This is a genomic window from Xenorhabdus bovienii SS-2004 (assembly GCF_000027225.1).
In the GTDB taxonomy this organism is placed as follows: domain Bacteria; phylum Pseudomonadota; class Gammaproteobacteria; order Enterobacterales; family Enterobacteriaceae; genus Xenorhabdus; species Xenorhabdus bovienii_C.
In genome coordinates, this window is the sequence record NC_013892.1 from 3,128,278 (window position 1) to 3,154,436 (window position 26,159).

Annotated in this window: 24 protein-coding genes and 1 pseudogene; 22 read left to right on the forward strand and 3 right to left on the reverse strand. The window is 44.9% G+C overall.

Translation table 11 applies throughout. From position 1 onward, the window contains the following. Nucleotides 1-6 precede the first annotated feature (6 nt). From lnt to ybeD, 16 genes are all read left to right on the forward strand, one after another. Nucleotides 7-1,536 (forward strand): apolipoprotein N-acyltransferase, encoded by a 1,530-nt coding sequence (gene lnt / locus XBJ1_RS13590; RefSeq protein ID WP_012989574.1) that lies wholly within the window; start codon nt 7-9, stop codon nt 1,534-1,536. Between the two features lie 430 nt (nt 1,537-1,966). Continuing rightward, nucleotides 1,967-2,860 carry an amino acid ABC transporter substrate-binding protein gene (locus XBJ1_RS13595; RefSeq protein ID WP_038199173.1) on the forward strand — a complete coding sequence of 298 codons (894 nt, stop codon included), beginning with the start codon at nt 1,967-1,969 and terminating at the stop codon, nt 2,858-2,860. 153 nt (nt 2,861-3,013) lie between these two features. Further along, nucleotides 3,014-3,754, forward strand: a complete 741-nt coding sequence (locus tag XBJ1_RS13600; protein ID WP_012989576.1) for an amino acid ABC transporter permease — start codon at nt 3,014-3,016, stop codon at nt 3,752-3,754. A gap of 4 nt (nt 3,755-3,758) precedes the next feature. Continuing rightward, entirely contained in the window at nt 3,759-4,433 is a 675-nt protein-coding gene (gene gltK / locus XBJ1_RS13605; RefSeq protein WP_012989577.1) for a glutamate/aspartate ABC transporter permease GltK, read from the forward strand. Continuing rightward, entirely contained in the window at nt 4,433-5,158 is a 726-nt protein-coding gene (locus XBJ1_RS13610) for an amino acid ABC transporter ATP-binding protein (RefSeq protein WP_012989578.1), read from the forward strand. Before gltK ends, XBJ1_RS13610 begins: the two co-directional genes overlap by 1 nt. A gap of 198 nt (nt 5,159-5,356) precedes the next feature. Further along, the gene (gene leuS, locus XBJ1_RS13615) at nt 5,357-7,939 is read left to right on the forward strand and encodes a leucine--tRNA ligase (RefSeq protein WP_012989579.1); all 2,583 of its coding nucleotides are present in this window, start codon (nt 5,357-5,359) and stop codon (nt 7,937-7,939) included. A gap of 32 nt (nt 7,940-7,971) precedes the next feature. Continuing rightward, nucleotides 7,972-8,517: an LPS assembly lipoprotein LptE gene (lptE, locus tag XBJ1_RS13620; protein WP_038199159.1), complete on the forward strand. Its 546-nt coding sequence runs from the start codon at nt 7,972-7,974 to the stop codon at nt 8,515-8,517. Continuing rightward, nucleotides 8,514-9,554 carry a DNA polymerase III subunit delta gene (gene holA / locus XBJ1_RS13625; RefSeq protein WP_012989581.1) on the forward strand — a complete coding sequence of 347 codons (1,041 nt, stop codon included), beginning with the start codon at nt 8,514-8,516 and terminating at the stop codon, nt 9,552-9,554. Before lptE ends, holA begins: the two co-directional genes overlap by 4 nt. Beyond that, complete coding sequence (nadD, locus tag XBJ1_RS13630; protein ID WP_012989582.1) at nt 9,538-10,218, forward strand: nicotinate-nucleotide adenylyltransferase; 681 nt, start codon at nt 9,538-9,540, stop codon at nt 10,216-10,218. The genes holA and nadD overlap by 17 nt, the downstream gene beginning before the upstream one ends. A 95-nt stretch (nt 10,219-10,313) precedes the next feature. Further along, on the forward strand, nt 10,314-10,640 hold the full coding sequence (gene rsfS, locus XBJ1_RS13635; RefSeq protein WP_080516005.1) for a ribosome silencing factor: 327 nt from the start codon (nt 10,314-10,316) through the stop codon (nt 10,638-10,640). Between the two features lie 2 nt (nt 10,641-10,642). After that, on the forward strand, nt 10,643-11,113 hold the full coding sequence (rlmH, locus tag XBJ1_RS13640; RefSeq protein ID WP_038199161.1) for a 23S rRNA (pseudouridine(1915)-N(3))-methyltransferase RlmH: 471 nt from the start codon (nt 10,643-10,645) through the stop codon (nt 11,111-11,113). Nucleotides 11,114-11,149: 36 nt separating this feature from the next. Further along, nucleotides 11,150-13,045, forward strand: coding sequence for a peptidoglycan DD-transpeptidase MrdA (gene mrdA, locus XBJ1_RS13645; RefSeq protein ID WP_038199163.1), 1,896 nt, complete (start codon nt 11,150-11,152; stop codon nt 13,043-13,045). A gap of 8 nt (nt 13,046-13,053) precedes the next feature. Further along, nucleotides 13,054-14,166, forward strand: a complete 1,113-nt coding sequence (mrdB, locus tag XBJ1_RS13650) for a peptidoglycan glycosyltransferase MrdB (protein WP_012989586.1) — start codon at nt 13,054-13,056, stop codon at nt 14,164-14,166. A 12-nt stretch (nt 14,167-14,178) separates the two neighbouring features. Then, nucleotides 14,179-15,222, forward strand: a complete 1,044-nt coding sequence (gene rlpA, locus XBJ1_RS13655) for an endolytic peptidoglycan transglycosylase RlpA (protein ID WP_012989587.1) — start codon at nt 14,179-14,181, stop codon at nt 15,220-15,222. A 182-nt stretch (nt 15,223-15,404) separates the two neighbouring features. Next, nucleotides 15,405-16,613, forward strand: coding sequence for a D-alanyl-D-alanine carboxypeptidase DacA (gene dacA / locus XBJ1_RS13660; protein ID WP_012989588.1), 1,209 nt, complete (start codon nt 15,405-15,407; stop codon nt 16,611-16,613). Nucleotides 16,614-16,722: 109 nt separating this feature from the next. Beyond that, complete coding sequence (gene ybeD, locus XBJ1_RS13665; RefSeq protein WP_012989589.1) at nt 16,723-16,986, forward strand: DUF493 family protein YbeD; 264 nt, start codon at nt 16,723-16,725, stop codon at nt 16,984-16,986. 256 nt (nt 16,987-17,242) lie between these two features. Here the strand turns inward: ybeD and XBJ1_RS13670 are convergent, their stop codons facing one another. Further along, nucleotides 17,243-18,703, reverse strand: coding sequence for a TrkH family potassium uptake protein (locus XBJ1_RS13670; RefSeq protein ID WP_012989590.1), 1,461 nt, complete (start codon nt 18,701-18,703; stop codon nt 17,243-17,245). Between the two features lie 171 nt (nt 18,704-18,874). Here XBJ1_RS13670 and lipB point away from each other — a divergent pair, with 171 nt between their 5' ends. The 3 genes and pseudogenes from lipB to XBJ1_RS13685 all read left to right on the forward strand — a co-directional run. Continuing rightward, the gene (lipB, locus tag XBJ1_RS13675) at nt 18,875-19,522 is read left to right on the forward strand and encodes a lipoyl(octanoyl) transferase LipB (RefSeq protein WP_012989591.1); all 648 of its coding nucleotides are present in this window, start codon (nt 18,875-18,877) and stop codon (nt 19,520-19,522) included. Nucleotides 19,523-19,639: 117 nt separating this feature from the next. Next, complete coding sequence (gene lipA, locus XBJ1_RS13680; protein WP_038180165.1) at nt 19,640-20,605, forward strand: lipoyl synthase; 966 nt, start codon at nt 19,640-19,642, stop codon at nt 20,603-20,605. A 19-nt stretch (nt 20,606-20,624) separates the two neighbouring features. Further along, nucleotides 20,625-20,819, forward strand: a pseudogene (locus XBJ1_RS13685) (CrcB family protein); the annotation flags it as partial. A 113-nt stretch (nt 20,820-20,932) separates the two neighbouring features. On the opposite strand, the gene cspE reads toward XBJ1_RS13685, so the two are convergent. Both cspE and XBJ1_RS13695 read right to left on the reverse strand, forming a co-directional pair. Beyond that, nucleotides 20,933-21,142, reverse strand: coding sequence for a transcription antiterminator/RNA stability regulator CspE (cspE, locus tag XBJ1_RS13690; protein ID WP_012989594.1), 210 nt, complete (start codon nt 21,140-21,142; stop codon nt 20,933-20,935). Nucleotides 21,143-21,327: 185 nt separating this feature from the next. Next, nucleotides 21,328-21,813 carry a methylated-DNA--[protein]-cysteine S-methyltransferase gene (locus XBJ1_RS13695; protein ID WP_012989595.1) on the reverse strand — a complete coding sequence of 162 codons (486 nt, stop codon included), beginning with the start codon at nt 21,811-21,813 and terminating at the stop codon, nt 21,328-21,330. Nucleotides 21,814-22,716: 903 nt separating this feature from the next. Between XBJ1_RS13695 and proV the strand changes: the two genes are divergently transcribed. Genes proV through proX form a run of 3 tightly spaced genes read left to right on the forward strand, consistent with a single transcriptional unit; the run spans nt 22,717 to nt 26,052 of the window. Beyond that, nucleotides 22,717-23,919 (forward strand): glycine betaine/L-proline ABC transporter ATP-binding protein ProV, encoded by a 1,203-nt coding sequence (gene proV / locus XBJ1_RS13700; RefSeq protein ID WP_012989599.1) that lies wholly within the window; start codon nt 22,717-22,719, stop codon nt 23,917-23,919. After that, on the forward strand, nt 23,909-25,003 hold the full coding sequence (proW, locus tag XBJ1_RS13705; protein WP_012989600.1) for a glycine betaine/L-proline ABC transporter permease ProW: 1,095 nt from the start codon (nt 23,909-23,911) through the stop codon (nt 25,001-25,003). Before proV ends, proW begins: the two co-directional genes overlap by 11 nt. 44 nt (nt 25,004-25,047) lie before the next feature. Then, nucleotides 25,048-26,052, forward strand: a complete 1,005-nt coding sequence (proX, locus tag XBJ1_RS13710) for a glycine betaine/L-proline ABC transporter substrate-binding protein ProX (RefSeq protein WP_038199179.1) — start codon at nt 25,048-25,050, stop codon at nt 26,050-26,052. Nucleotides 26,053-26,159 lie beyond the last annotated feature (107 nt).

Here is a 26,159-nt window from a genome sequence, read left to right on the forward strand (position 1 = left end):
ATCTGGATGAACAAAGCCTCATTACTGAGTTGCCAGCGGCTGCGCGCCTTGCTGGCACTTTTCTTAGGAGCCAGTGGAACACTGGCTTTTTCACCTTTTGATTTCTGGCCTGCTGCATTTCTGTCCCTTTTCGGCCTGCAAATTCTGACACTCAACAGAACCACTCGACAGTCTCTCTTTATTGGTTTCTGCTGGGGATTTGGCTTATTTGGCAGTGGTACAAATTGGGTTTATGTCAGCATCGCTGATTTTGGCGGCATGCCCACTGTCGTCAATATCTTTCTGGTTATCCTGCTATCTGCCTATCTCGCTCTTTATCCCACTCTGTTTGCTGGCCTGCTCAACCGTTTTTTTCCGGCCGCCAACGGGATCAGGCTGGTCATTGCCAGTCCAGCACTGTGGCAATTGACTGAATTCCTGCGTGGTTGGGTATTAACCGGGTTTCCATGGCTGCAATTTGGCTACAGCCAGATCGATGGCCCAATGAAAGCTATTGCCCCTATTCTGGGGGTAGAAGGCATTACCTTCCTGATGCTAATGATCAGTGGTCTGCTGGTGCTTGCCACTACCCGGAAAAAACTTTCACTAGCTATCGCTGCGGTTATTCTGCTGCTACTGCCGTGGCCAATGAGATATTATCAGTGGTATACCCTATTGCCGGAGAAATCTGCCGATATCGCACTGGTTCAGGGCAATATTCCCCAAGTCATCAAATGGAATCCCTCAGAACTGGAAAATACGCTGGACACCTATCTGAATAATAGCCGTCCTTTTATTGGTAAAATACCCATCATCATCTGGCCGGAATCTGCCATTACTGCTTACGAAATCACTCAAGGTAATTTCCTGACCGAACTGGATTCTTTGCTAAGACAGCGTAATACCCGCCTGATTACCGGGATTCCTGATGCTCGTCCCACATTGGAAGGCTATAAATTCTATAACAGTATTATCGTGTTGGGAGATAAAACACCTTACCGATATCCAGCACCGATCCGCTATGATAAACATCATCTCGTTCCGTTCGGTGAATTTGTTCCGCTGGAGTCAATATTGCGCCCATTGGCCCCCTTCTTCAATTTGCCAATGTCTTCCTTCAATCGTGGTGGTTATATACAGCCACAGCTTTCTGTAGCAGGGCATAACATAACTGCTGCAATCTGCTATGAAATTATTTTGGGCGAACAAGTACGTGATAATTTAAAGCCCGATACTGAATTTTTACTGACAATTTCCAATGATGCCTGGTTTGGGCGCTCTATTGGCCCGTGGCAACATTTCCAAATGGCACGAATGCGCTCTCTTGAATTGGGACGCCCATTGCTTAGAGGAACAAATAACGGTATTACTGCGGTTATCAGGCCAGACGGCTCAATACAAGCCAGACTTCCACAGTTTACCCGTCAGGTGTTGGAAGCTAAGGTTACTCCAGCTAGTGGTAACACACCTTATTTTCGCGTTGGTTATTGGCCGATATGGGGATTAGCACTGCTGTTCATTAGCTTCGGATTGATAAGCAACCGCCGCCGAACTTAATTTCCTATTCAGTAGATCCCTCAATAGAAGATAAGGGTATATTATTTATACCCTTATCTTCTCTATGCCTAATACACTCCACAGAAAACCCCAATAAAATGCAATAATTCATTACATTTACCACAAATTTAACCAAATACACTTTATATTATTCTTAATAAGAATTAAATTTAAACATATTGACCTAAAAATTACAAACTGTGAACAGAGTCCAAAATTATTTTCTCTTTAATCGTACATAAGTAAAATTGTTTATTTATAGTGCGAGGCAGGTCGCGAAACAGAAACATTATGGTTTCAAAAAACTAACATTATGAATTACTTTTTTACAGCATATAAACAAAAAGATTCAGGAAATCGTTTCTACAAAAATGTAAACGCCACTATCTGCAAGCAAACCCAATCTTCAAAGAATAACCCGATAAAGGAGCTGTATATGCGTAAGTTGATGTTAACCATGATGTTGCTTAGCGCGGTAGGAGCTGCCCATGCTGAGGAATTAACTGGAACACTGAAAAAAATCAAAGACAATGGGATTATCGTTGTTGGACACAGAGAATCTTCTGTTCCATTTTCTTATTACGATAATCAACAAAACGTTGTCGGCTATGCTCAAGATTATTCCAACCTGATTGTTGATGCCGTCAAGAAAAAGCTGGATATGCCCAACCTGCAAGTCAAATTAATCCCGATTACCTCCCAAAACCGTATTCCGTTGCTGCAAAACGGCACTTATGATTTTGAATGTGGCTCTACCACCAATAACCTTGAGCGCCAAAAACAAGCTGCATTCTCCAACACTATCTTTGTCGTCGGTACGCGTCTGCTGACCAATAAGGATTCAGGAATAAAAGGGTTTGACGATCTGGCCGGGAAACACGTTGTCGTTACGTCTGGTACAACATCTGAAATTCTGCTGAACAAACTCAATGACGAGAAGCAAATGCAGATGCGTATAATCAGTGCCAAAGACCACGGTGATTCATTCCGTACTCTGGAATCAGGCCGTGCTGTCGCTTTCATGATGGATGACGCATTGCTGGCGGGCGAACGCGCAAAAGCGAAAAAACCTGATCAGTGGGTTATTGTTGGTAAACCACAATCAGAAGAGGCTTATGGCTGTATGCTGCGCAAAGATGATCCTCAGTTCAAGAAATTGATTGATGGCACGATTGTGAAAGTACAAACCTCCGGTGAAGCAGAAAAATTCTTTGATCTCTGGTTTAAACAACCGATTCCACCTAAAAAACTGAATATGAACTTCTCCATGTCAGATGAGATGAAGACCTTATTTAAATCACCAAATGATAAGGCTTTAAATTAATGAATTAACTAAAAACACTCGATTTTATTGGCACGATGGGGGTGAGGTAGTCGTTCCCTACCTCATTTTTTAGCCTGTTCTTTTGAGTCAATGAGTTACCACTAATAGAACGTTTTAGGCGTGACAGCCAACCCCATTTCAGGGAGCACGATTATGTCTGTTGATTGGAATTGGGGCATCTTTCTACAAGCTGCCCCTTTTGGTAATACCACCTATTTGGGGTGGCTTATTTCTGGATTTCAGGTGACGGTTGCACTTTCCGTCTGCGCTTGGGTTATTGCGCTCGCTGTTGGATCGTTGTTCGGTATCCTCCGCACCGTTCCGAACAAATTTCTAGCAACATTAGGCGCTTGTTATGTTGAGCTATTCCGCAACATTCCTTTGATCGTCCAGTTTTTTATATGGTATCTGGTGGTACCAGAATTCCTGCCCAAAAATTTGAGTAATTGGTTCAAGATGGAACTGGATCCCAATATTCAATTTTTTATTTCCTCGGTAATCTGTCTGGGGCTATTCACTGCCGCCCGTATCTGCGAGCAGGTTCGAGCTGCCATCCAGTCACTGCCACGGGGGCAAAAAGCCGCAGGCCAGGCCATGGGCCTGACTCTGCCACAAACCTACCGTTATGTCCTGCTGCCAAACGCCTATCGTGTCATTATTCCTCCGATGACCTCAGAGATGCTTAATCTGGTGAAAAACTCTGCTATTGCCTCCACCATCGGACTGGTGGACATGGCAGCACAGGCAGGCAAATTACTCGATTATTCAGCACATGCTTATGAATCATTTACGGCGATCACGCTAGCTTACGTTGGTATCAATCTGGTGATCATGCTTGCCATGACTCTGCTTGAGAAAAAAGTGCGCTTGCCAGGCAATCTTGGAGGGAGATAGAAAAATGTATCAGTTTGACTGGAGTTCTATTATTCCCAGCTTGCCATTTCTGCTGAATGGATTGGTGATAACCGCCAAAATTACCGTGATAGCCATTATCATTGGCATTGCTTGGGGAACCTTGCTGGCAATGATGCGCTTATCTTCTATCAAAATACTGAGCTGGTTTGCTACTCTGTATGTCAACCTCTTTCGCTCAGTGCCACTGGTGATGGTATTGCTGTGGTTCTACTTGATTGTGCCGAACTTATTACAAAATGTTCTAGGCATATCACCAAGAACCGATATCCGTTTAATTTCTGCAATGGTCGCGTTTTCGCTATTTGAAGCGGCCTACTACTCCGAAATCATTCGGGCGGGTATTCAGAGTATTTCCCGGGGGCAGTCATCTGCTGCGCTGGCGCTGGGTATGACCCACATGCAAAGTATGCGTCTGATTATCCTGCCACAGGCATTCCGCGCAATGATCCCATTGTTGTTAACGCAAGGCATTGTATTATTTCAAGATACATCGCTAGTATATGTACTGAGTCTGGCCGATTTTTTCCGTACAGCAACGAATATAGGTGAGCGCGACGGTACTCAGATTGAAATGATTCTGTTTGCCGGCGTTGTTTATTTTGTGATTAGTTTTGCCGCTTCCATGCTAGTTAACTATTTAAAGAAAAGGACTGTTTGATGATTTCCCTGAAAAATGTATCCAAGTGGTATGGCCAATTTCAGGTTCTGACTGACTGCTCGACTGAAGTCAAAAAGGGCGAAGTAGTCGTGGTCTGTGGCCCCTCTGGCTCCGGTAAATCCACACTAATAAAAACGGTTAATGGCCTTGAACCTGTCCAGCAGGGTGAAATTCGGGTAAACAACACGCCAGTCAATGACAAAAGCACCAATCTGGCTCAATTGCGTTCTAAGGTTGGCATGGTGTTCCAGCATTTTGAGCTGTTTCCCCATCTGTCAATCATTGAGAACCTGACACTGGCTCAGATTAAGGTTTTGAAACGCGATAAAAAATCCGCCACCGAAAAGGCGTTGAAACTCTTGGAGCGAGTCGGGTTGACCAGTCATGCTGATAAGTTCCCCGCACAACTTTCTGGTGGTCAACAGCAGCGTGTCGCCATTGCCCGTGCACTCTGTATGGATCCCATCGCCATGCTGTTTGATGAACCCACATCAGCGCTTGATCCTGAAATGATCAATGAAGTACTGGATGTGATGGTTAAGCTGGCTAATGAAGGCATGACCATGATGGTTGTGACTCATGAAATGGGATTTGCCAAAAAAGTGGCTCATCGCGTCATTTTCATGGATGAAGGAAAAATTGTCGAGGACAGCAAAAAAGAAGATTTCTTCGCCAATCCTAAATCAGAACGTGCCCGTGATTTTCTGGCGAAAATTCTACACTGATTTTCTCCCTGTCGGCGGATAACACGACTTCCGCCGACCTTAATCTGCTCCGAAAATAGGTAAATTTCAGCGATCTCACTTTAACAAGTGTTGTTGCCCCTATCCCTTATCAGCTATGCTATGAGGTCTTAGATTTCATAAACAAACTATGCGCGTTACAGGCGCAGCTTTATTACTCACCATAGGATTATCGGTGCCATGCAAGAACAATATCGTCCAGAAGACATAGAGCGACAAGTACAGCTTCACTGGCAAGAGAAGCAAACTTTTAAAGTGACAGAAGACAGTAACAAAGAAAAATACTATTGCCTGTCCATGCTACCTTATCCTTCTGGCCGACTACATATGGGCCACGTCCGTAACTACACCATTGGTGATGTGATTTCCCGTTATCAGCGTATGCTTGGCAAAAACGTCCTGCAACCTATTGGTTGGGATGCATTCGGTCTGCCGGCAGAAGGCGCAGCGGTCAAAAATAATACCGCACCTGCTCCATGGACCTATTCCAATATTGAATACATGAAAGCCCAGCTGAAAACTCTGGGATTTGGTTATGACTGGGATCGTGAAGTCACAACCTGTACGCCAGAATACTACCGCTGGGAACAATGGTTCTTCACCAAACTGTACGAGAAAGGTCTGGTTTATAAAAAAACCTCTGCCGTCAACTGGTGTCCACATGACCTGACCGTTCTGGCTAACGAACAGGTTATTGACGGCTGTTGCTGGCGCTGTGATAGCCAAGTTGAACGCAAAGAGATCCCTCAGTGGTTTATCAAAATCACTGCCTACGCTGAAGAACTGCTGAACGATTTGGATAAGCTGGAAGATTGGCCAGAGCAGGTCAAAACTATGCAGCGTAACTGGATTGGTCGTTCAGAAGGTGTCGAAATCACCTTTAATGTGGCTGACAGTCAGGAAACACTGACGGTTTATACGACTCGTCCAGATACATTTATGGGAACGACCTATGTCGCTGTTGCGGCAGGTCATCCTCTGGCAAAACAGGCAGCAGAAAATAATCCTGAGCTGGCTGAGTTCATCAACGAATGCCGTAATACCAAAGTTGCCGAAGCTGATATGGCCACTATGGAGAAAAAAGGTGTGTCAACAGGCATGTTTGCAATTCATCCATTGACCAACGAAAAAATTGCTATCTGGGTCGCTAACTTTGTCCTGATGGAATACGGTACAGGCGCAGTGATGGCAGTCCCAGCCCATGATCAGCGCGACTGGGAATTTGCAACCAAGTACAACCTGCCAATGAAAACCGTCATTCTGGACAACGACGGCAATGTGCCAACCGTTCAGGAAGGTGCAGCTACCGATAAAAACGCACTGGTTAATTCCGGTGAGTTCAGTGGACTGAGCAATGAAGAAGGCTTCAGTGCTATCGCAGATAAACTGGTCGAGATGGGGGCTGGCAACCGTAAGGTTAACTATCGTCTTCGTGACTGGGGCGTTTCCCGTCAACGTTATTGGGGGGCGCCAATTCCAATGGCAACACTGGAAGATGGCACTGTCGTCCCTGTTCCAGAAGATCAACTGCCAGTTATCCTGCCAGAAGATGTTGTGATGAATGGTATCACCAGCCCAATCAAAGCAGATCCTGAGTGGGCCAAAACGACTATCAATGGTCAACCAGCGCTGCGTGAAACCGATACTTTCGATACTTTCATGGAGTCATCATGGTACTACGCACGCTATACCTGCCCAGATTATGACAAAGGTATGCTCGATCCGGCCGCTGCTAACTATTGGCTGCCAGTGGATCAATACATCGGTGGTATTGAACACGCCATCATGCACTTGATGTACTTCCGTTTCTTCCACAAGCTGATGCGTGATTCTGGGATGGTCAATTCTGACGAACCAGCCAAACACCTGCTGTGCCAAGGTATGGTTCTGGCAGATGCGTTCTATTACACCGGCAACAGCGGCGAAAAAATCTGGGTATCCCCAGCTAACGCGATTGTTGAGCGTGATGATAAAGGCCGCATCGTGAAGTCGGTGGATCAAGACGGTCATGAGCTGGTCTATACTGGCATGAGCAAAATGTCTAAATCCAAGAATAACGGTATCGATCCACAAATTATGGTCGATAAATACGGCGCTGATACCGTTCGCTTGTTCATGATGTTTGCTGCGCCACCAGAGCTGACACTGGAATGGCAGGAGTCTGGCGTAGAAGGCGCTAACCGCTTCCTGAAACGTGTCTGGCGTCTGGTTTATGAGCACAGCAGCAAAGGTACAACCCAGCCGCTGGATATCGCCAGCCTGACGACTGAACAGAAAGATTTGCGTCGTGACTTACATAAAACCCTTGCGAAAGTCACCGATGATATCGGACGTCGTCAAGCATTCAATACCGCCGTTGCAGCTATCATGGAGCTGATGAACAAACTGACTCGTGTCCCACAGGAAACCGAGCAAGATCGCGCTTTAATGCAGGAAGCACTGACTGCGGTTGTACGTATGCTTTCCCCTATCACGCCACACGCTTGTTTCGTGATGTGGAAAGAACTTGGTAATGAAAGCGATATTGACACGGCTGCATGGCCACAGGCTGATGAGCAGGCAATGGTGGATGATACCAAGCTGGTCATCATCCAGATTAACGGTAAGGTTCGTGGTCGTATTACCGTACCCGCAGATGTGACAAAAGAGTATGTTCAAGAGATGGCGGCAAAAGAGTACAGCGTTGCGAAATACCTTGAAAGCATCAGTATTCGTAAAGTCATCTATGTTCCAGGCAAATTGCTGAATCTGGTCGTCGGCTGATAACAGGAGTCCATATTTTGGTAGGAAATAATGTGCGGCATGGTATTTTCACGTTGTTTCTGGGGTTAGCGGTGCTGGTCACCGCTGGCTGTGGTTTTCATCTTCGTGGCACAACACAGGTACCAAAAGAACTTCAAACATTACAATTAAGTTCAGCTGATCCCTACGGGCCTCTGGCCAGAGCAGTACGCCAGCAACTTCGTCTGAACGACGTCAAGATTGTTGAACGTGGCGATGCCTCAGTACCGATCCTGAAACTCTTGGGCTCTAATGAGCACAAAGAGACCGCTTCTGTATTTCAGGATGGTAAAGCGGCGGAACGTCAACTAGTCCTGTATGTTGATGCTCAAGTGCTTATGCCGAATGGCGGTATCTATCCATTGCGGGCAAGAGTTGATCGTTCTTTCTTCGATAACCCGCTGGAAGCACTGGCAAAGGATGCGGAAAATGAACTGATTCAGCAGGAAATGCGTGAGCAAGCAGCCCACCAGCTTATGCGCCAGTTGCTAACTGTTCACAGTGCAGAACTCTTGAAAACTGAAGAAAAACAGCAAGCAGCGACTGCACAAAAACAATGATCCGACTCTATCCTGAACAACTCCTTTCGCAGCTCAATGAAGGGCTGCGAAACAATTACCTGCTATGGGGCAACGAGCCGTTGCTGTTGCAGGAAAGTCAGGACAGCATCCGCAGAGTGGCTGAACAGCATGGCTTTCTGGAGCATTTCACCTTTTCTCTGGATAACCATACTGAATGGGATGAAATATTCAGCCTGTGCCAGTCACTCAGCCTGTTTTCCTCTCGCCAGTCACTTACCCTGCTACTGCCGGAAAATGGCCCAAATGCAGCAATGGTAGAACGGCTAACCAAGCTGTCTGGATTGCTGCACGCAGATATCTTATTGATATTACGTGGGCACAAACTCACCAAAGCGCAGGAAAACAGTCCGTGGTTCAAAACACTTGGGCAGAATGGTGTGTACGTCAGTTGTCTGACTCCTGAACAAAACCGTCTTCCTCAATGGGTGGCACAACGAGCCAGAAGCATGGGGCTATCACTGGAAGATGAAGCTAACCAACTACTGTGCTATTGCTATGAAGGAAATTTATTAGCACTGGCTCAGGCACTGGAACGTCTTTCTCTGCTCCATCCCGATAATCGGCTGACGCTTCCCCGAGTCGAAGAAGCTGTCAACGATGCGGCACATTTTGCCCCCTATCACTGGGTTGATGCCCTGCTGGCAGGCAAAATCAAACGGGCGTGGCATATACTGAAACAACTTCGACAAGAAGATACTGAATCGATCATCCTGCTTCGCACCATACAACGGGAGCTGATACTGCTGTTAACCCTCAAACGTCAGGATAAGACAACTCCTTTGAAGACACTGTTTGATCAGCACAAAATTTGGCAAAACCGGCGATCACTGCTGACAGCCGCATTACAGCGCTTGTCACAGCAAGATCTTCAATCAGCCATACATTTGCTGACTCAGATGGAACTGTGCGTCAAACAGGATTATGGCCAATCGATTTGGGCTAACCTGGAAACACTTTCCATGCTGTTATGCGGAAAAACATTACCAGAGAGCTTCTTGAATGCTTCATTCCACTGATTCAACAATAGACCCGAGTTCCCCGATTATTCAGGCGCTGTTTGGTGGCACATTCGATCCCATTCATTATGGTCACTTGCGCCCTGTGGAGGCATTAGCGAAACAGGTGGGGCTAAAACAGGTCATTTTACTGCCAAACCATGTTCCGCCACATCGTCCACAACCTGAAGCAACCGCCAGTCAACGGTTGGAGATGGTTCGTCTGGCCGTACAGGACAACCCGCTTTTTACCGTCGATACCCGTGAACTGGAACGTCAGACGCCCTCTTATACGATAGAAACGCTGAAATCCTTTCGTCAAGAAGTCGGCGAACAACGGCCACTGGCATTCATCATCGGACAGGATTCACTGCAATCCATCCATACATGGTATAAATGGGAAGAATTACTGGGTATCTGCCACCTTCTGGTCTGCTCACGTCCGGGTTATCAAAGCCAACTTTCAACCTCAGATATGCAAAAGTGGCTTGAACAGCACAAAATTGACACTCCGATATCATTAAGACAAAAGCCACACGGTTGTATTTATCTGGCCACTACTCCGTTATTAAACATCTCTGCAACTGATATCCGTCAACGCCATCAGCAAGGGCTGAGCTGTGATGATTTACTGCCTCCAGCGATACAAAATTATGTCAATTCACAGGGGCTATATCGACAATAACGAAAACATACTGTGATTTGCCGCTGAGTCGCTTACTTTTACAGAGATTGGCATGCTATTATTCTGCATTATTCAACCAATTTGATGAAATTAAGGTGATCCTTTTGCAAGGCACAGAACTACAAAAATTTGTTATTGATAAACTTGAAGATTCCAAAGCACAGGATATTGTTTCTATAGATGTTCGTGGAAAATCCAGTATTACCGACTGCATGGTTATCTGCACAGGCACATCAACCCGTCACCTGATGTCAGTGGCAGACAATCTGGTTGATGACTGCCGCGAAGCCGGAATTATGCCACTGGGTGTTGAAGGGCAAGGCATCTCAGACTGGATAGTCGTTGACCTCGGCGAAATAATGATACATGTCATGCAGGAAGACAGCCGTCGCATGTATGAACTGGAAAAACTCTGGAGTTGAGTTTGAAGTTACAATTGGTCGCTGTAGGAACAAAAATGCCGGACTGGGTTCAGACCGGCTTTATCGATTATTTGCATCGTTTTCCCAAGGATATGCCTTTTGAGCTGATTGAAGTCCCAGCAGGAAAACGAGGTAAAAATGCCGACATCAAACGTATTCTTGAAAAAGAAGGCGAACAAATGCTGTCGGCTGTCGGCAAAGGCAATCGCATTGTGACACTGGATATTCCCGGATCTCATTGGGATACCCCACAGTTAGCACAACAGCTAGAACGCTGGAAACAAGACGGCAGAAATGTCAGTTTGCTTATTGGTGGCCCAGAAGGTCTGGCTCCGGCCTGCAAAGCTGCCGCAGCGCAAAGTTGGTCACTTTCTCCACTGACGCTGCCACACCCTCTGGTACGGGTTCTGGTTGCTGAAAGCCTTTATCGGGCGTGGAGTATCACGACTAATCACCCCTACCATCGGGAATAAATTGGGTAATCTATCACCGTGAATTCTGGCAATGGGATGAAGAATAAACGAACCCCTTTTCGCGATCATACGGCTGAATCAGCCCTTTTTATGCGCCGCGCACTCGTGGCGTTCATTGGCATTATCATTTTAACGGGAATTCTGATTGCCAATCTTTATAATCTCCAGATCATTCGCCACGAAGATTACCAGACCCGCTCAAATGGGAACCGCATTAAGCTCGTTCCCATTGCTCCAAGTCGGGGTATCATTTATGATCGTAATGGAACACCATTAGCCACTAACCGCACTATTTACCAATTAGAAATCATTCCACAGAAAATCGATAATCTTGACAAAACGCTGGATGAATTGCGCGCCATAGTTGATCTGACCGATGAAGATATAGAAAACTTCAAGAAAGAACGTCAACGCGCACGTCGTTTTACCTCCGTTCCTTTGAAAACATCCCTGAACCAAGTACAGGTTGCCCGGTTTTACGTCAACCAATATCGTTTTCCAGGACTGGAAATCAAAGGCTATCAGCGTCGCGAGTATCCTTTTGGTTCTGCTCTCACCCACGTGATTGGTTATGTCGCCAAAATCAATGATAAGGACGTAGAAAGACTTGAGAAAGAGGGTATTCTCGCTGACTATGCAGCTACCCATGATATCGGTAAGCTGGGCATTGAGCGCTATTATGAATCAACTCTGCACGGCAAACCCGGCTATGAAGAAGTTGAAGTCAACAACCGTGGCAGAGTGATCCGACAGTTACATGAACAACCCCCACAGGCAGGTAAAGATGTTTACCTGTCGATAGATTTGAGTCTGCAAAACTATATTGAACAAATCCTGACAACCAGCCGGGCTGCTGTCGTGGTCACTGATCCTCGTACTGGTGAAGTGTTGGCAATGGTATCGAACCCAAGCTATGACCCCAACCTGTTTGTGGATGGGATTTCCAGTAAGGATTATAAAAATCTGCTCAACGATCCTAACCGTCCGCTAATTAACCGCGCAACCCAAGGGGCTTACCCACCGGCATCAACGGTCAAACCTTTTATTGCCTCTGCGGCACTGAGTAGCGATATCATCACAAAGAATACCACGATATTCGATCCCGGCTGGTGGCAGCTACCCGGTTCAGAAAAACGTTATCGTGACTGGAAACGCTGGGGACACGGTAAGCTGAATGTGCATAAAGCTATCGTTGAATCGTCAGATACTTTTTTCTATCAAGTAGCCTATGATATGGGTATCGACCGGCTTTCCGAATGGATGTCAAGGTTTGGTTATGGTCAATTTACGGGTATTGATTTGAGGGAGGAAACTCCCGGCAACATTCCAACCCGAGAATGGAAAGTGAAACGCTATAAAAAACCGTGGTATCAAGGTGACACCATTTCGGTCGGCATCGGTCAGGGATACTGGACAGCCACCCCTATGCAAATGGTGAAGGCTCTGATGACATTAATCAATGATGGGGAAGTAAAAACGCCACATTTCTTGCTGGGGACTCGCGTGAATGGCGAAATGCATCCTTACCAACCTCCTGTAAATCATTCGATTGGTGATATCCATTCAGGCTACTGGGAAATTGCCAAAGATGGCATGTACGGTGTTGCCAATGCCCCAAACGGCACCGCACGCAGGTTCTTTGCCGGTACACCATACAAAGCAGCCGTAAAATCAGGTACCGCACAAGTATTCAGCTATGAAACCTATAATGCAAGCAAACTGGCAGAACATCTGCGTGACCACAAACTAATGATAGCCTTCGCGCCCTATGACAGCCCAACAGTTGCCATTTCTATTATTCTGGAAAACGGCGGCTCAGGACCTGCGGTTGGAACGATAATCCGTCAAATCCTGGATCATATTTTAATCAAGGATAGCAAGCGCATCACTCCCGTTGCAGCTCCGGCCGTAACCGGAACACAAGCTAATTGAGTAACGCCATGACAGACTCTCAGAAAAAGGTTCCTTTCTGGACCAGAGTACATATCGATATCCCACTGCTGCTGTGCATTCTAGCATTGCTAGTCTACAGCCTTTTCATTATGTGGAGCGCCAGCGGACAAGACGTTGACATGATGGAACGTAAAGCCGGGCAAGTTATCATGGGGCTGATAGTCATGATCGTCTTGGCTCAAGTCCCGCCACGCATATACGAGAACTGGGCACCTTATCTTTATATTGGATGCGTGTTCCTGCTAATCCTTGTTGATGTTTTTGGGCAAATAAGTAAGGGTGCGCAACGTTGGCTGGATCTGGGCATTGTGCGCTTCCAGCCATCGGAAATTGCTAAAATTGCCGTTCCTTTGATGGTTGCCCGTTTCATGAACCGTGATCTTTGCCCTCCCTCGTTGAAAAATACGGGGATTGCACTGATTCTGACATTCTTGCCTACCCTACTAGTCGCCGCACAGCCAGACTTGGGAACTTCTATCCTGATTGCCGCCTCTGGTGTATTCATTCTGTTTCTGGCAGGAATGAACTGGCGGTTAATCACCATTGCCATTTTACTGATTGCCTGTTTTCTTCCAATATTGTGGTTCTTTTTAATGCATGACTACCAACGTGCCAGAGTCATGATGCTGCTGGATCCTGAAAGTGATCCGCTGGGTAAGGGCTATCACATCATCCAGTCCAAAATCGCCATTGGCTCAGGAGGGGAATTTGGCAAAGGCTGGTTGCAAGGAACACAGTCGCAATTGGAATTTCTACCTGAGCGCCATACGGATTTCATTTTCGCTGTTCTCTCTGAAGAGCTGGGGCTGGTGGGTGTTCTTGTCTTGCTGGCTCTCTATCTGCTGCTCATCATGCGGGGTTTGGTTATTGCCGCCAGAGCACAAAATACTTTTGGGCGGGTGATGGCGGGTGGTTTAATACTAATTCTATTTGTCTATGTCTTCGTAAACATCGGCATGGTGAGCGGTATCCTGCCTGTAGTCGGCGTTCCCCTACCGCTGATTAGCTATGGCGGCTCGGCATTAATTGTCTTAATGGCAGGATTCGGCATTATTATGTCAATACATACGCATCGCAAGTTATTGTCCAAAAGCTTATAAGGAAGAGGTTTCATGCGTCAACAATGGCTTATACTCGGCATCGTGGCTGTACTGATATCAGGCTGTACAACAACAGGTAATAAAAGGGAGGACTCCTCCATTCCTCCTGTTCCAACCCGTGAGGTATTGGGTGCAGAACCTCAATATGAGCCTTATCATCCAAGTGCCAACCAAGACTATCAAAGGGATGGGCAAACCTATCGCATCGTGCAGGACTCAGCTAACTTCACCCAGACGGGTTATGCCAGTGGGTTCGGTGAAGAAGCGAATGGAAAACTGACAGCAATTGGTGAACGGGCTAGTCCTTATGCTTTAGCGGCTGCGCACCCCACATTACCTATTCCAAGCTATGTGCGGGTCACTAATTTGAGCAACGGGCGCATGATAATTGTCAGAATTAATGACCGTGGCCCTTACAATAAGCCGGGCAAAATCATTGAATTATCGCGGGCAACGACGGAACGCCTGAACCTGATGCCACAAAGCAGAGTCAAACTGGATGGAATTCAAGTTGCACCTGATGGATCAATTTCTGGCTTGGGGACAGAAGGCGCGATTATCGTCAAACAAAGTTATGCTTTACCTGACAGACCCGATATTGGCGCACCAGCTATGATGGACAGCCCATCTGAACAAAATATCGCAGAGCAAAATACGGTGAGCCAACCTGCTGTTGAGCAGAATCTGTCTGGGAATACAGAAAATCCGTTTCTCACTTCACCGTCCGCAGGAACACCATCTGCACCAAAGCAATCAGAGACAAAATGGATATTGCAGCCACAGACTGAACCTGTTGCGACTTCCCCCGTTATACCTGAATCTGCCGCCACATCAACGGGCGGTTTCATGGTACAAGTTGGTGCCATCAGTTCTGAACAGAAAGCCAAAGAGTGGCAACAATCATTAAGCCAGCGCTTTAATGTACAGGGCCGTGTTATGCAATTTAGTAATATCTATCGCGTTCAACTGGGGCCTCTCAGTCGCCAGCAAGCAACGGAACTACAAAAGAAATTAACTGACCAGATGCATCAATCCTCCTTTATTGTTGCCCCCTGATTAGCCAATCACCTGCTGATATTCGACAATTCCGTCAATATCAGCAGGTGGATAAAAAAACAACCGGGTAAAAAAGTGTAAACCTTCAACTCACTCAATTTTGTTTAATGTCAGCTTTTTTATCATTTGTTATTATGTCGCTTATTATCAATCCCTTTCTCACGGATGCTACCTAATCAATCATGAAATACATAGTTACTTCCCGTTTTATTAAAAATGCCACTTTAGGCATCGCTCTGGCTACCAGCGCTTCTGCATTCGCTAACACGGATGATAATTTCAAAACCATGATCCCCGGCGTTCCACAAACCGATGCAGAAGCCTATATTCTGATTGATTACAACTCAGGTAAGATATTGGCAGAAAAGAATTCAGATATCCGACGTGATCCCGCCAGTCTGACGAAGATGATGACCAGCTATGTGATTGGTCAAGCCATCAAATCAGGGAAAATCGGTCCGAATGACACCGTTACCGTCGGTAAGGATGCTTGGGCAACGGGCAATCCGGTGTTTAAAGGCTCCTCACTGATGTTTTTGAAACCCGGTGATCAGGTTTCTGTTGCCATGCTATCCCGTGGTATCAACCTGCAATCCGGTAATGATGCCTGTGTCGCAATGGCTGACTATGTCGCAGGCAGTCAAGATGCGTTCGTCAACCTGATGAATAAGTATGTGCAGAATCTAGGGTTGCAAAACACACACTTTGAGACTGTCCATGGCCTAGATGCAGCAGGCCAATACAGTTCTGCCCATGATATGGCACTGATTGGTCAGGCTCTGATCCGTGATGTACCGGATGAGTATGCCATCTACAAAGAGAAAGAATTTACTTACAACAATATCCATCAACCCAACCGTAACGGGCTGCTATGGGATAAAAGCCTGAATGTGGATGGCATCAAAACCGGCCACACCAGTGGCGCCGGTTACAACCTTGTTTCTTCCGCCACCGAAAGTAATATGCGCCTAATTTCTGTTGTCATGGGCAGCCCAACATTCAAAGGGCGTGAAACCGACAGCAAAAAACTACTGACTTGGGGATTCCGCTTCTTTGAAACGGTCTCACCATTGCAGGTAGGTAAAGAATTTGCCTCAGAGCCAGTCTGGTTTGGTGATGCTGATAAGGTACAATTGGGCGTCGATAAAAATGTTTATCTGACTATTCCTCGTGGCCGCCTGAAAGATCTGAAAGCCAGCTACGTATTGAACAATACCGAATTACATGCCCCACTCGCCAAAGATCAAGTCGTCGGTACTATCAACTTCCAGCTTGATGGTAAAACCATTGAACAACGTCCATTGGTCGTGATGCAGGAAATCAAAGAAGGGGGTTTCTTCAGCCGTATGATCGATTACATCAAATTGATGTTCCATCATTGGTTTGGTTGATCCCTTGAAAGGTAAGCATTGAACCTTATATTAGTCACTAATTGTTAGAAAATAATCACGCCACGGCAAAAACTACCACATTGCCGTGGCAAGTAAACTAGGAGTGCCCATGAAAACAAAATTAAATGAACTGCTTGAGTTCCCCTGCTCATTCACTTACAAAGTGATGGGTTTAGCTCAACCTGAGCTGGTGGATCAAGTTATTGAAGTGGTTCAGCGCCATGCGCCGGGCGATTACTCCCCAGTGGTGAAACCAAGCAGCAAAGGCAATTACCACTCGGTTTCCATCACCATCAATGCCACACATATTGAGCAGGTTGAAACGCTGTATGAAGAGTTGGGTAATTTGGAGCTGGTGCGAGTGGTTCTGTGATTAAACAGCCACAACGTGATTGATTAAGTATTTAATGCCCCAGTCGGGGCATTTTAAAAGCCACAATTCATGGTGAAACTCATCAAATCATGCGTGATCATCCTCGGATGAAGATTTCGACCAATACGCCATGAAATTGATTAATGAACGATCTAAATGACGTCCCTGAAGCAAATACTGATGCAGTTTCTTTGATAGTTTGAATCAATATGATCAACTATATATCAAACACAACCCGCTCGTGTTTACTGCCACCTCAAAAACGCCAGAATGCCTTCGAACAGAGGATCAGGATCGGATAAATTTCAAGACGCCCCAATAACATGGCCGCACACATCATCCATTTCGCGATAGCATCAAGATCACCAAAACCTTGCGCGGTTGCGCCATAACCGACTCCCATATTATTGATACAGGCCGCAACGGTAGCAAACGAGGTTACTAAATCATAACCCAACAAATTCAATGCCCAGATAAAAAAACAACTGAAAAAAACATACAAAAAGAAAAAACCCCAGACGGAGCGCAATACCCTTTCATGAACCGAAGACTGGCCAACTTTAATCGTTGAAATGGCATTCGGATGAACAAGTTGATTAATTTCGCTGATACTCTGCTTTGCCAGAATCAGGAAACGGAGTGCCTTAATACCGCCACACGTCGATCCCACACAGCCCCCAAAGAAACTGACTGCCAATAGCATCAATATCGTGTGAGAGGGCCATTGGGCATAATCTGAAGTCGCCAGACCATTATCGGTCATCATGGAACTGGTCATGAAAAAACCATGAACGAAAGCTTCCTTCACACCATACATACCCGAGCGATATAACTCCAGCCAGATAATGCAAACTACCGCCGCCAGTACCAGCAGAAAAAATTTCAGTTCGGCATTTTTCAATAGTGGTTTTAGGCTTCTGCGTGTCAGTGCAACAAAATAGAGCGTAAAGTTGACTGCCGCCAATACCGAGAAAATACCCCCCACCATTTCAATAGCGGCACTGTCATAATAACCAAGGCTTTCATTGCGGGTCGAAAATCCACCTAAAGAAACGGTCGAAATTCCATGACAAACGGCATCAAACCACGACATTCCCGCTACTTTAAAACTCACCGAACATAAAGCGCCCAACAGCAGATAAACCAGCCATAAACTTTTAGCACTATCGGCAAGGCGAGGGGTCAGGCGCTCTTCTTTAAAGGGGCCAGGCATTTCTGATTGATAGAGTTTTACCCCACCAATACCGAGCAATGGCAGAATCGCAACAGCCAGTACGATAACTCCCAATCCACCAATAAAATTAAGCTGTGCACGATAATAGAGCATAGACTTGGGTAATGCAGACACATCATTCAGTACCGTTGCTCCTGTCGTTGTAATACCCGACACACCTTCAAACACCGCATCCACAAGGTTGATATTCAGGCTTTTATCAAGGACAAAAGGCAAAGCACTGAGCAGCGAAAAGAGCAGCCAGAACAGCACGATAATAAGAAATCCATCTTGGGTACTGGGTTGTGCTTTGGTTTTGCGGGTAAAATACCAACCAACGCTTCCGATACTCAATCCAATGAGCAACGTATCAAAAAAGGCAAACACACTTTTTTCTTTATAAAATAGTGCAACAAAAATAGGCAGCAACATAGAGAGGCTGTAAAGGAGCACCAGAAAACTACAAAGATGCCCCACAATCAGGAGTTGGTTTTTTCTGACCATCTGTTAGCTCAAACAGAGATTAAAGGAGAAATCATCGAAATATATAACCATCATAATATAAAATTTAAATATATTCGTCTAATTAACAATATTAGTGCATTAAAGCATTCTCAAACTGGTGGGAATCCTTTTAGGGCGTTATACTGGCGGATAATTTTTTGTTAACGAATGATGAAGTTTCCATTGCAACATAACACCGTTATTTTACGCCAGTTGGGTATCCAGCCTTACGAACCAGTTTCTGATGCTATGCACCAGTTTACTGAGCAACGTACTGCGGAAACATCTGATGAAATCTGGCTCGTCCAGCACGAAAAAGTGTTTACGCAAGGTCAGGCAGGTAAAGCCGAGCATGTGCTTACGCCAGGTGAGATTCCCGTTATTCAATCCGACAGGGGCGGCCAAGTAACCTATCATGGTCCTGGGCAACAGATCATGTATGTCTTAGTCGATTTAAAGCGGGCAAAAATTGGTGTGCGTCAGTTGGTGACGGCAATCGAGAATGCCGTAATCGAAACCTTGGCTCATTTTGGTGTAGAAGCGCATGCCCGTCCAGATGCTCCGGGTGTCTATGTCCAGAACAACAAAATATGTTCACTTGGGCTGCGTATCCGTAAAGGATGCTCTTTCCACGGTCTGGCACTGAATATTGCAATGGACTTACAGCCATTTTTACGCATTAACCCATGTGGTTATGCGGGAATGCAGATGACTCAACTCAGTGACCTCGCAGCAGAGGTCACTGTTGAAGATGTACAACCTGTTCTGGTGGAAAAATTCTGCCGGATCTTGGGATTTCAACTAATCAATGAAAGATGATATAATTTTTTAACATTTTTCAAAAAAAATTGAATGGATTTATTGATCTGATGGCTCTGACATAGGGATTAGACAATAAATCAAAATCTGAAGAATATAACTGGAACCGGCACGATTATGAGTAAACCAATTCAGATGGAACGCGGTGTTAAATATCGCGACGCAGATAAAATGGCTCTGATCCCTGTAAAAACAGTGGCCACAGAACGTGAAGCACTCTTGCGTAAACCTGAGTGGATGAAAATCAAACTTCCTGCGGATTCCAGCCGCATTCAGGGCATCAAAGCTGCAATGCGCAAAAATGGCTTGCATTCCGTCTGTGAAGAAGCCTCCTGCCCTAATCTGGCCGAGTGCTTTAACCACGGAACAGCCACCTTTATGATCCTTGGTGCGATTTGTACCCGTCGCTGCCCATTCTGTGACGTGGCACATGGCCGCCCGACTGCACCAGATACCAATGAACCCACTAAGCTCGCGCAAACCATTCAAGATATGGCTCTGCGTTATGTCGTGATCACCTCTGTTGACCGTGATGATCTGCGTGATGGCGGCGCACAGCATTTCGCCGACTGTATCTCTGCCATTCGCGAAAAAAATCCATCAATTAAGATCGAAACACTAGTACCTGATTTCCGTGGACGTATGGATCGTGCGCTGGAAATTCTGACAGCCACACCACCTGATGTATTTAACCACAATCTGGAAAACGTACCACGGGTATATCGTCAGGTTCGCCCGGGTGCTAACTACGAGTGGTCGTTGAAGCTACTGGAAAAATTCAAGGAAACTCATCCAAATATCCCAACCAAGTCAGGTTTGATGGTGGGATTGGGCGAGACCAACGAAGAAATTTTAGAAGTGATGCGTGATTTACGTCGTCATGGCGTCACCATGCTGACATTAGGCCAATACTTACAGCCGAGTCGCCATCACCTGCCTGTCCAGCGTTATGTCAGCCCTGCTGAATTTGACGAGATGAAAGAAGCAGCACTGGAGATGGGCTTTACCCACGCTGCCTGTGGTCCATTTGTCCGCTCCTCTTACCATGCTGATATGCAGGCCAAAGGCATGGAAGTCAAATAACCTACCTACCGTCACCATCATGATAAATATTATTTTTGCTGTATTTATAGGTGGTGGCTTGGGCAGTGTATTACGCTGGTTAATTAGTCTCCGCCTGAATAATGCCTCTACTCCTCTTGCCGTTGGTACGCTGACGGCTAACTGCGTTGGGGCATTTATCATTGGGTTGGGACTGGCTTATTTTAATAAGGCCACACATCTTGATCCAGTTTGGTAATTGATGCTAACCACGGGCTTCTGTGGATGAGTAGGTTCTAAATCAAGTTGAACTTAAAAACATAAAAAACCCGTTGTAATAAACGGGTTTTCAAAATACGGGGATAGAAATTAGATTGGGACAACGTTTGCAGCAGATGGACCTTTCGCACCCTCAGTGATTTCAAACTCGACTCTTTGACCTTCAGCCAAAGTTTTGAAACCATTAGACTGAATGGCGGAAAAGTGTACGAAAACATCTTTGCTACCATCTTCTGGAGTGATAAAACCGAATCCTTTGGATTCATTAAACCACTTAACGTTACCTTTAATTTTTGACATCAAACTTACCTTTAATAAATAAGACACAAACTCTGTATCACACACAGTACAACAATAATATAGTCTACTGTCTGTAACGTAGATCACGAAATATATAACAAAATGTGAAAAACGCACGTTTTGCTTTATTTCATAAAGTTATTTTATACTTTAGTAGCTATTTCATAAATAAACTAGTATTTTGTTCAACTCTGTTTAGCTTTAATTTTTTTATTCTTTTCATGTTCCAGCAGCCATCCTTTGATATCCAGCCCACCAGTATAGCCGACTAACTTACCATCATGCCCAATCACTCGATGGCAAGGTACAATCAGGGAAATGGGATTACGTGAGTTTGCCATTCCTACAGCACGGCAATAATTAACGGATCCCAAAGTCAATGCCAATTGTTTATAACTCCACATGTCGCCAAAAGGGATGTTGCAGAGCTGCTGCCAGACTCGCTTCTGGAATTCTGTTCCCTTCATGCTCAAAGGAACCGTGAATGTATGTCGTTTTCCTTTGAAATATTCCTGTAACTCTTTTACACACTGCTTAGTAATCGTGTTTTTAGATTCTAATTCTTTCTTTTCATTAACAAAGTAGATGCTAGTGACTCCTTCATCATCTGCAGTGATATGTACATAAGGCTTAGGAAAGCCTTCTGGAGTATTCAGGTAATGATGATACATAAACTACCTCCATTTAATTTATTGTTAATAATTTCTATACTAGCCTAAATCTCTCCTTCATCAATTTGCAATGATGAATTCAGTTACACATCTGACAATTTGATAAAGAAACCATTCCGCCCTCTGACAATAAAAATCAGAGGATTGCCAATCTAATTGAACACCCTATTTTTAATGAGGTTCAATTAAAAAAGATAAAGATACTATATATAGTGTCTTTTATAAAAAAAGACAACGTATATTGTATTTATTTCATAAATAGATTATCCGAATATAATACAAAGATGTTAGTTTTTATTATTAGCTACAGCGATACTCAGAAAGTAATTTTACCAGAAGCGTTATCATTTATGGCAAACACAGTTGTGTTCGGTACAATTTTGTCTGCCTCCTCTACAACGCAAGATCTGTCTGATGAGATATTTAAGTAATTACTATACTGTGTCTAATAAATTTCAAGTTGCAGTACGGTAACGAATTCCCAAAGCATAGATATAGATAACAATGTGGCTAGAGTAAGTGAAAGCTGTCATAATAAATTAAAATATCTTATTTATTCCAATATTTTTATTGCCAGTGAAATCAAAATACAGATTAATTCAAATTTCCTGCAATATTTCAAAAATCGACACATCAAAAAAAATAAAAAACAATTATATAACAGATATATATATCACTAATGCCACCTAAAATACGTTTTTATCATTACATATTTACTTTCTTAAAAAAGATTAAAAATCAAATTGCAGTCACAAACATTACGCCATAATAAATGTCTATTTGATTAATAATTCTAAACAAGGGGTTGTCAACATATTTCAGTGTGCTAGGGTAGATATGTGAAAAAAATGATTCGGAGTAATAAAGAAAATATATCATTAACAAACGGAAAATATTTATTGCATGACAATTAAACTCGAAGTTAGAAATCTATATAAAATATTCGGAGATCATCCAGAACCCGCATTTAAGTTATTAGAATCCGGTTTTAACAAGGAACAGATTTTTGAAAAAACCGGTCTGGCGATTGGAGTGCAAAATGCCAATCTGGCCATTGAAGAAGGCGAAGTATTTGTCATCATGGGGTTATCCGGTTCAGGTAAATCTACGCTGGTACGCCTTCTCAATCGTCTGATAGAACCCACCAGAGGTCAGGTTATCATTGATGGAAAAGATATTGCTGCTATTTCAGACACCCAACTGAGGGAGGTTCGCCGCAGTAAAATCAGTATGGTTTTCCAGTCATTTGCACTCATGCCCCATTTAAATGTTCTGGAAAATACCGCGTTTGGGATGGAACTTGCCGGTATTCCCAAAAAAGAGCGTCACTACAAGGCACTTGAAACCTTGAAACAAGTGAATCTGGAAAACTATGCTCTGTCATATCCCGATGAGCTTTCCGGCGGTATGCAACAGCGTATCGGGTTAGCTAGAGCATTAGCCAATGATCCCGATATTCTGTTGATGGATGAAGCCTTCTCTGCTCTCGATCCTCTGATCCGCACCGAAATGCAGGACGAAGTACTACGTCTGCAGGGCGAGCACCAGCGCACGATTATCTTTATTTCCCATGACTTGGATGAAGCAATGCGCATTGGTGATCGCATTGCGATCATGCAGGGGGGCATCATTGTACAAGTGGGTACACCTGATGAGATCCTGAATAATCCTGCCAATGATTACGTCAAAACGTTCTTCCGAGGTGTAGATATTAGCCATGTATTCTCAGCAAAAGATGTTGCTCGTCGTCGGCATGAAGCTCTGCTCCATATAGCCACAGGTTTTGGCCCTCGCTCGGCTCTGAAAGTTCTGGATGATGAAGACAGGAATTATGGATATCTGATCGAAAAAGGCCAAAAATTTATTGGCGTGGTTTCGGTCTGCTCTTTACAAAAAGCGCTGACAGAAAAGCAACCGATTGAATATGCCACGTTGAAAGAACCCGCCGCCGTCTCGGCTGATATGCCGCTGCATGAATTGATATCTATCGTGGCGCAATCCCCCTGTGCTGTTCCTGTTGTGGGTGATAATGACCGTTATTTAGGTGTCATTTCCAAAGGGATCCTGTTACAGGCTTTAGATAAGGAAACACCGAATGAGCAGTAAAACCCTACAGACAGCATCTGATCAGGCAACCTTCAGTGATCCTTGGATCAATAGTGCCACAGTCGATCCATCATCAAATAATGATTGGCTGGATACTTCCGCAACTGAGATTTCATCAGAACACTTCAATATTATGGCGCCTTTTCAGCATAAATTGATTCCGTTTGATTCATGGGTAACCCACGCTATTGACTGGCTCGTCCTGCATTTCCGGCCTATTTTTCAGGGTGTACGTATTCCGGTGGATTTTATCTTAACTGGGTTTGAACAGTTTCTGATTTCCATGCCTGCTCCCGTGACTATTCTGATTTTCGCACTGCTTGCGTGGCAGCTTACAGGAGCGGGAATGGGGGTCACTTCCTTCATTTCACTGATCCTGATCGGTGCTATTGGTGCATGGTCTGAAGCCATGATAACACTGGCACTGGTGCTCACGGCTCTGCTGTTCTGCATTCTCATTGGCTTACCGCTCGCTATCTGGCTAGCACACAATGAACGGGTTGCCCGAATTGTCCGCCCCTTGCTGGATGCAATGCAGACAACGCCAGCTTTTGTCTATCTCGTTCCTATTGTGATGTTGTTCGGCATCGGTAATGTGCCTGGGGTCATGGTCACGATCATTTTTGCCTTGCCGCCCATTGTTCGCCTGACAATTTTAGGGATCAAACAAGTTCCGGCAGATCTCATCGAGGCAGCCCAATCCTTTGGTGCAAGTCCACGCCAAATGTTGTTCAAAGTTCAGCTTCCCCTTGCTATGCCTACAATTATGGCCGGCGTGAATCAGACATTGATGTTGGCACTCTCCATGGTCGTCATTGCCTCCATGATAGCCGTTGGTGGTTTGGGGCAGATGGTATTGCGCGGAATTGGCCGTCTTGATATAGGGCTGGCAGCCGTTGGGGGCGCAGGAATTGTTATTCTTGCCATTATCCTTGATCGCCTGACCCAATCTCTAGGGAAAAACAACCGTGCCAGAGGAGGACTTTGGTATCACTCGGGGCCGATAGGGCTGTTCATCACACTTTTTGCCCGAAAATGGGCACAAAAGTCCTCCTGTGACAATAACACTCAAACCGATAAATAACGGAGGGAAACACTATGCGTATCATAACTCGGTGTAAAAAAATCATGAATAAGAATACGATCTTGGGATTAGCCCTGTCATCATTAGTGAGCATACCGCTATTTGCCTCTGAACTGCCCGGTCAGGGCATCAGTGTACAACCGCTTCAAAGCACCATCAGCGAAGAAACTTTCCAGACATTAATTGTCTGCAAGGTATTGGAAAAACTCGGCTATGACATCAAACCCATCAAAGAAGTCGATTATAATGTTGCCTATGCTTCCATTGCCGCTGGTGACGCCACATTCATGGCCGTTAATTGGGTTCCCCTTCATAACTCGCAATACAAAGCCGCAGGTGGTGATAAAAAACTCTATCGCAAAGGAACATATGTTGAAAATGCTGTTCAAGGTTATTTGATTGATAAAAAAACGGCAGAAAAATATCGCATCACCAATATCGCACAACTGCAAGATCCCCAACTTGCTAAGTTGTTTGACAGCAATGGAGATGGTAAGGCAGATTTAACCGGTTGTAACCCCGGTTGGGGATGCGAAAAGGCAATTAACAGCCAACTAAAAGCCTATGGATTGGAGAATACCGTCGAACATAATCAAGGGAACTATGCTGCTATGATGGCTGATACAATCGCTCGCTATCGAGAAAGCAAACCTATCTTCTATTACACGTGGACACCTTACTGGGTCAGTGATGTACTGAAACTAGATACGGATGTGATATGGCTACAGGTTCCCTTCTCTGCGCTCAATGATGACGAAGTGGTTGATACCCAATTGCCAAATGGCCGCAACTATGGTTTTCCTCCCAGTACTATGCATATTGTGGCAAACAAGATCTGGGCAGAGAAAAACCCGGCGGCTGCAATGCTTTTTGCTGTTATAAAATTGCCAGTTGCTGATATCAACGCGCAAAATCTGCGCATGCACAGAGATAAAGTTTCTGAAATCGATATTGAGCACCATGCTGAAGGTTGGCTCAGAGCACACCAGACAATCGTTGATGAATGGCTTGAGGCTGCCAGAAAAGCGACTGACCAAAAAACAAGCTAATCCTGAACTCTTAAAAAATAGTTGTAAATTCATTAACAAAAATTTATGGCTTTTATCTCCATACTGCTAAAAACCTATCAAAAACACGGGACTTAATAATATTAATT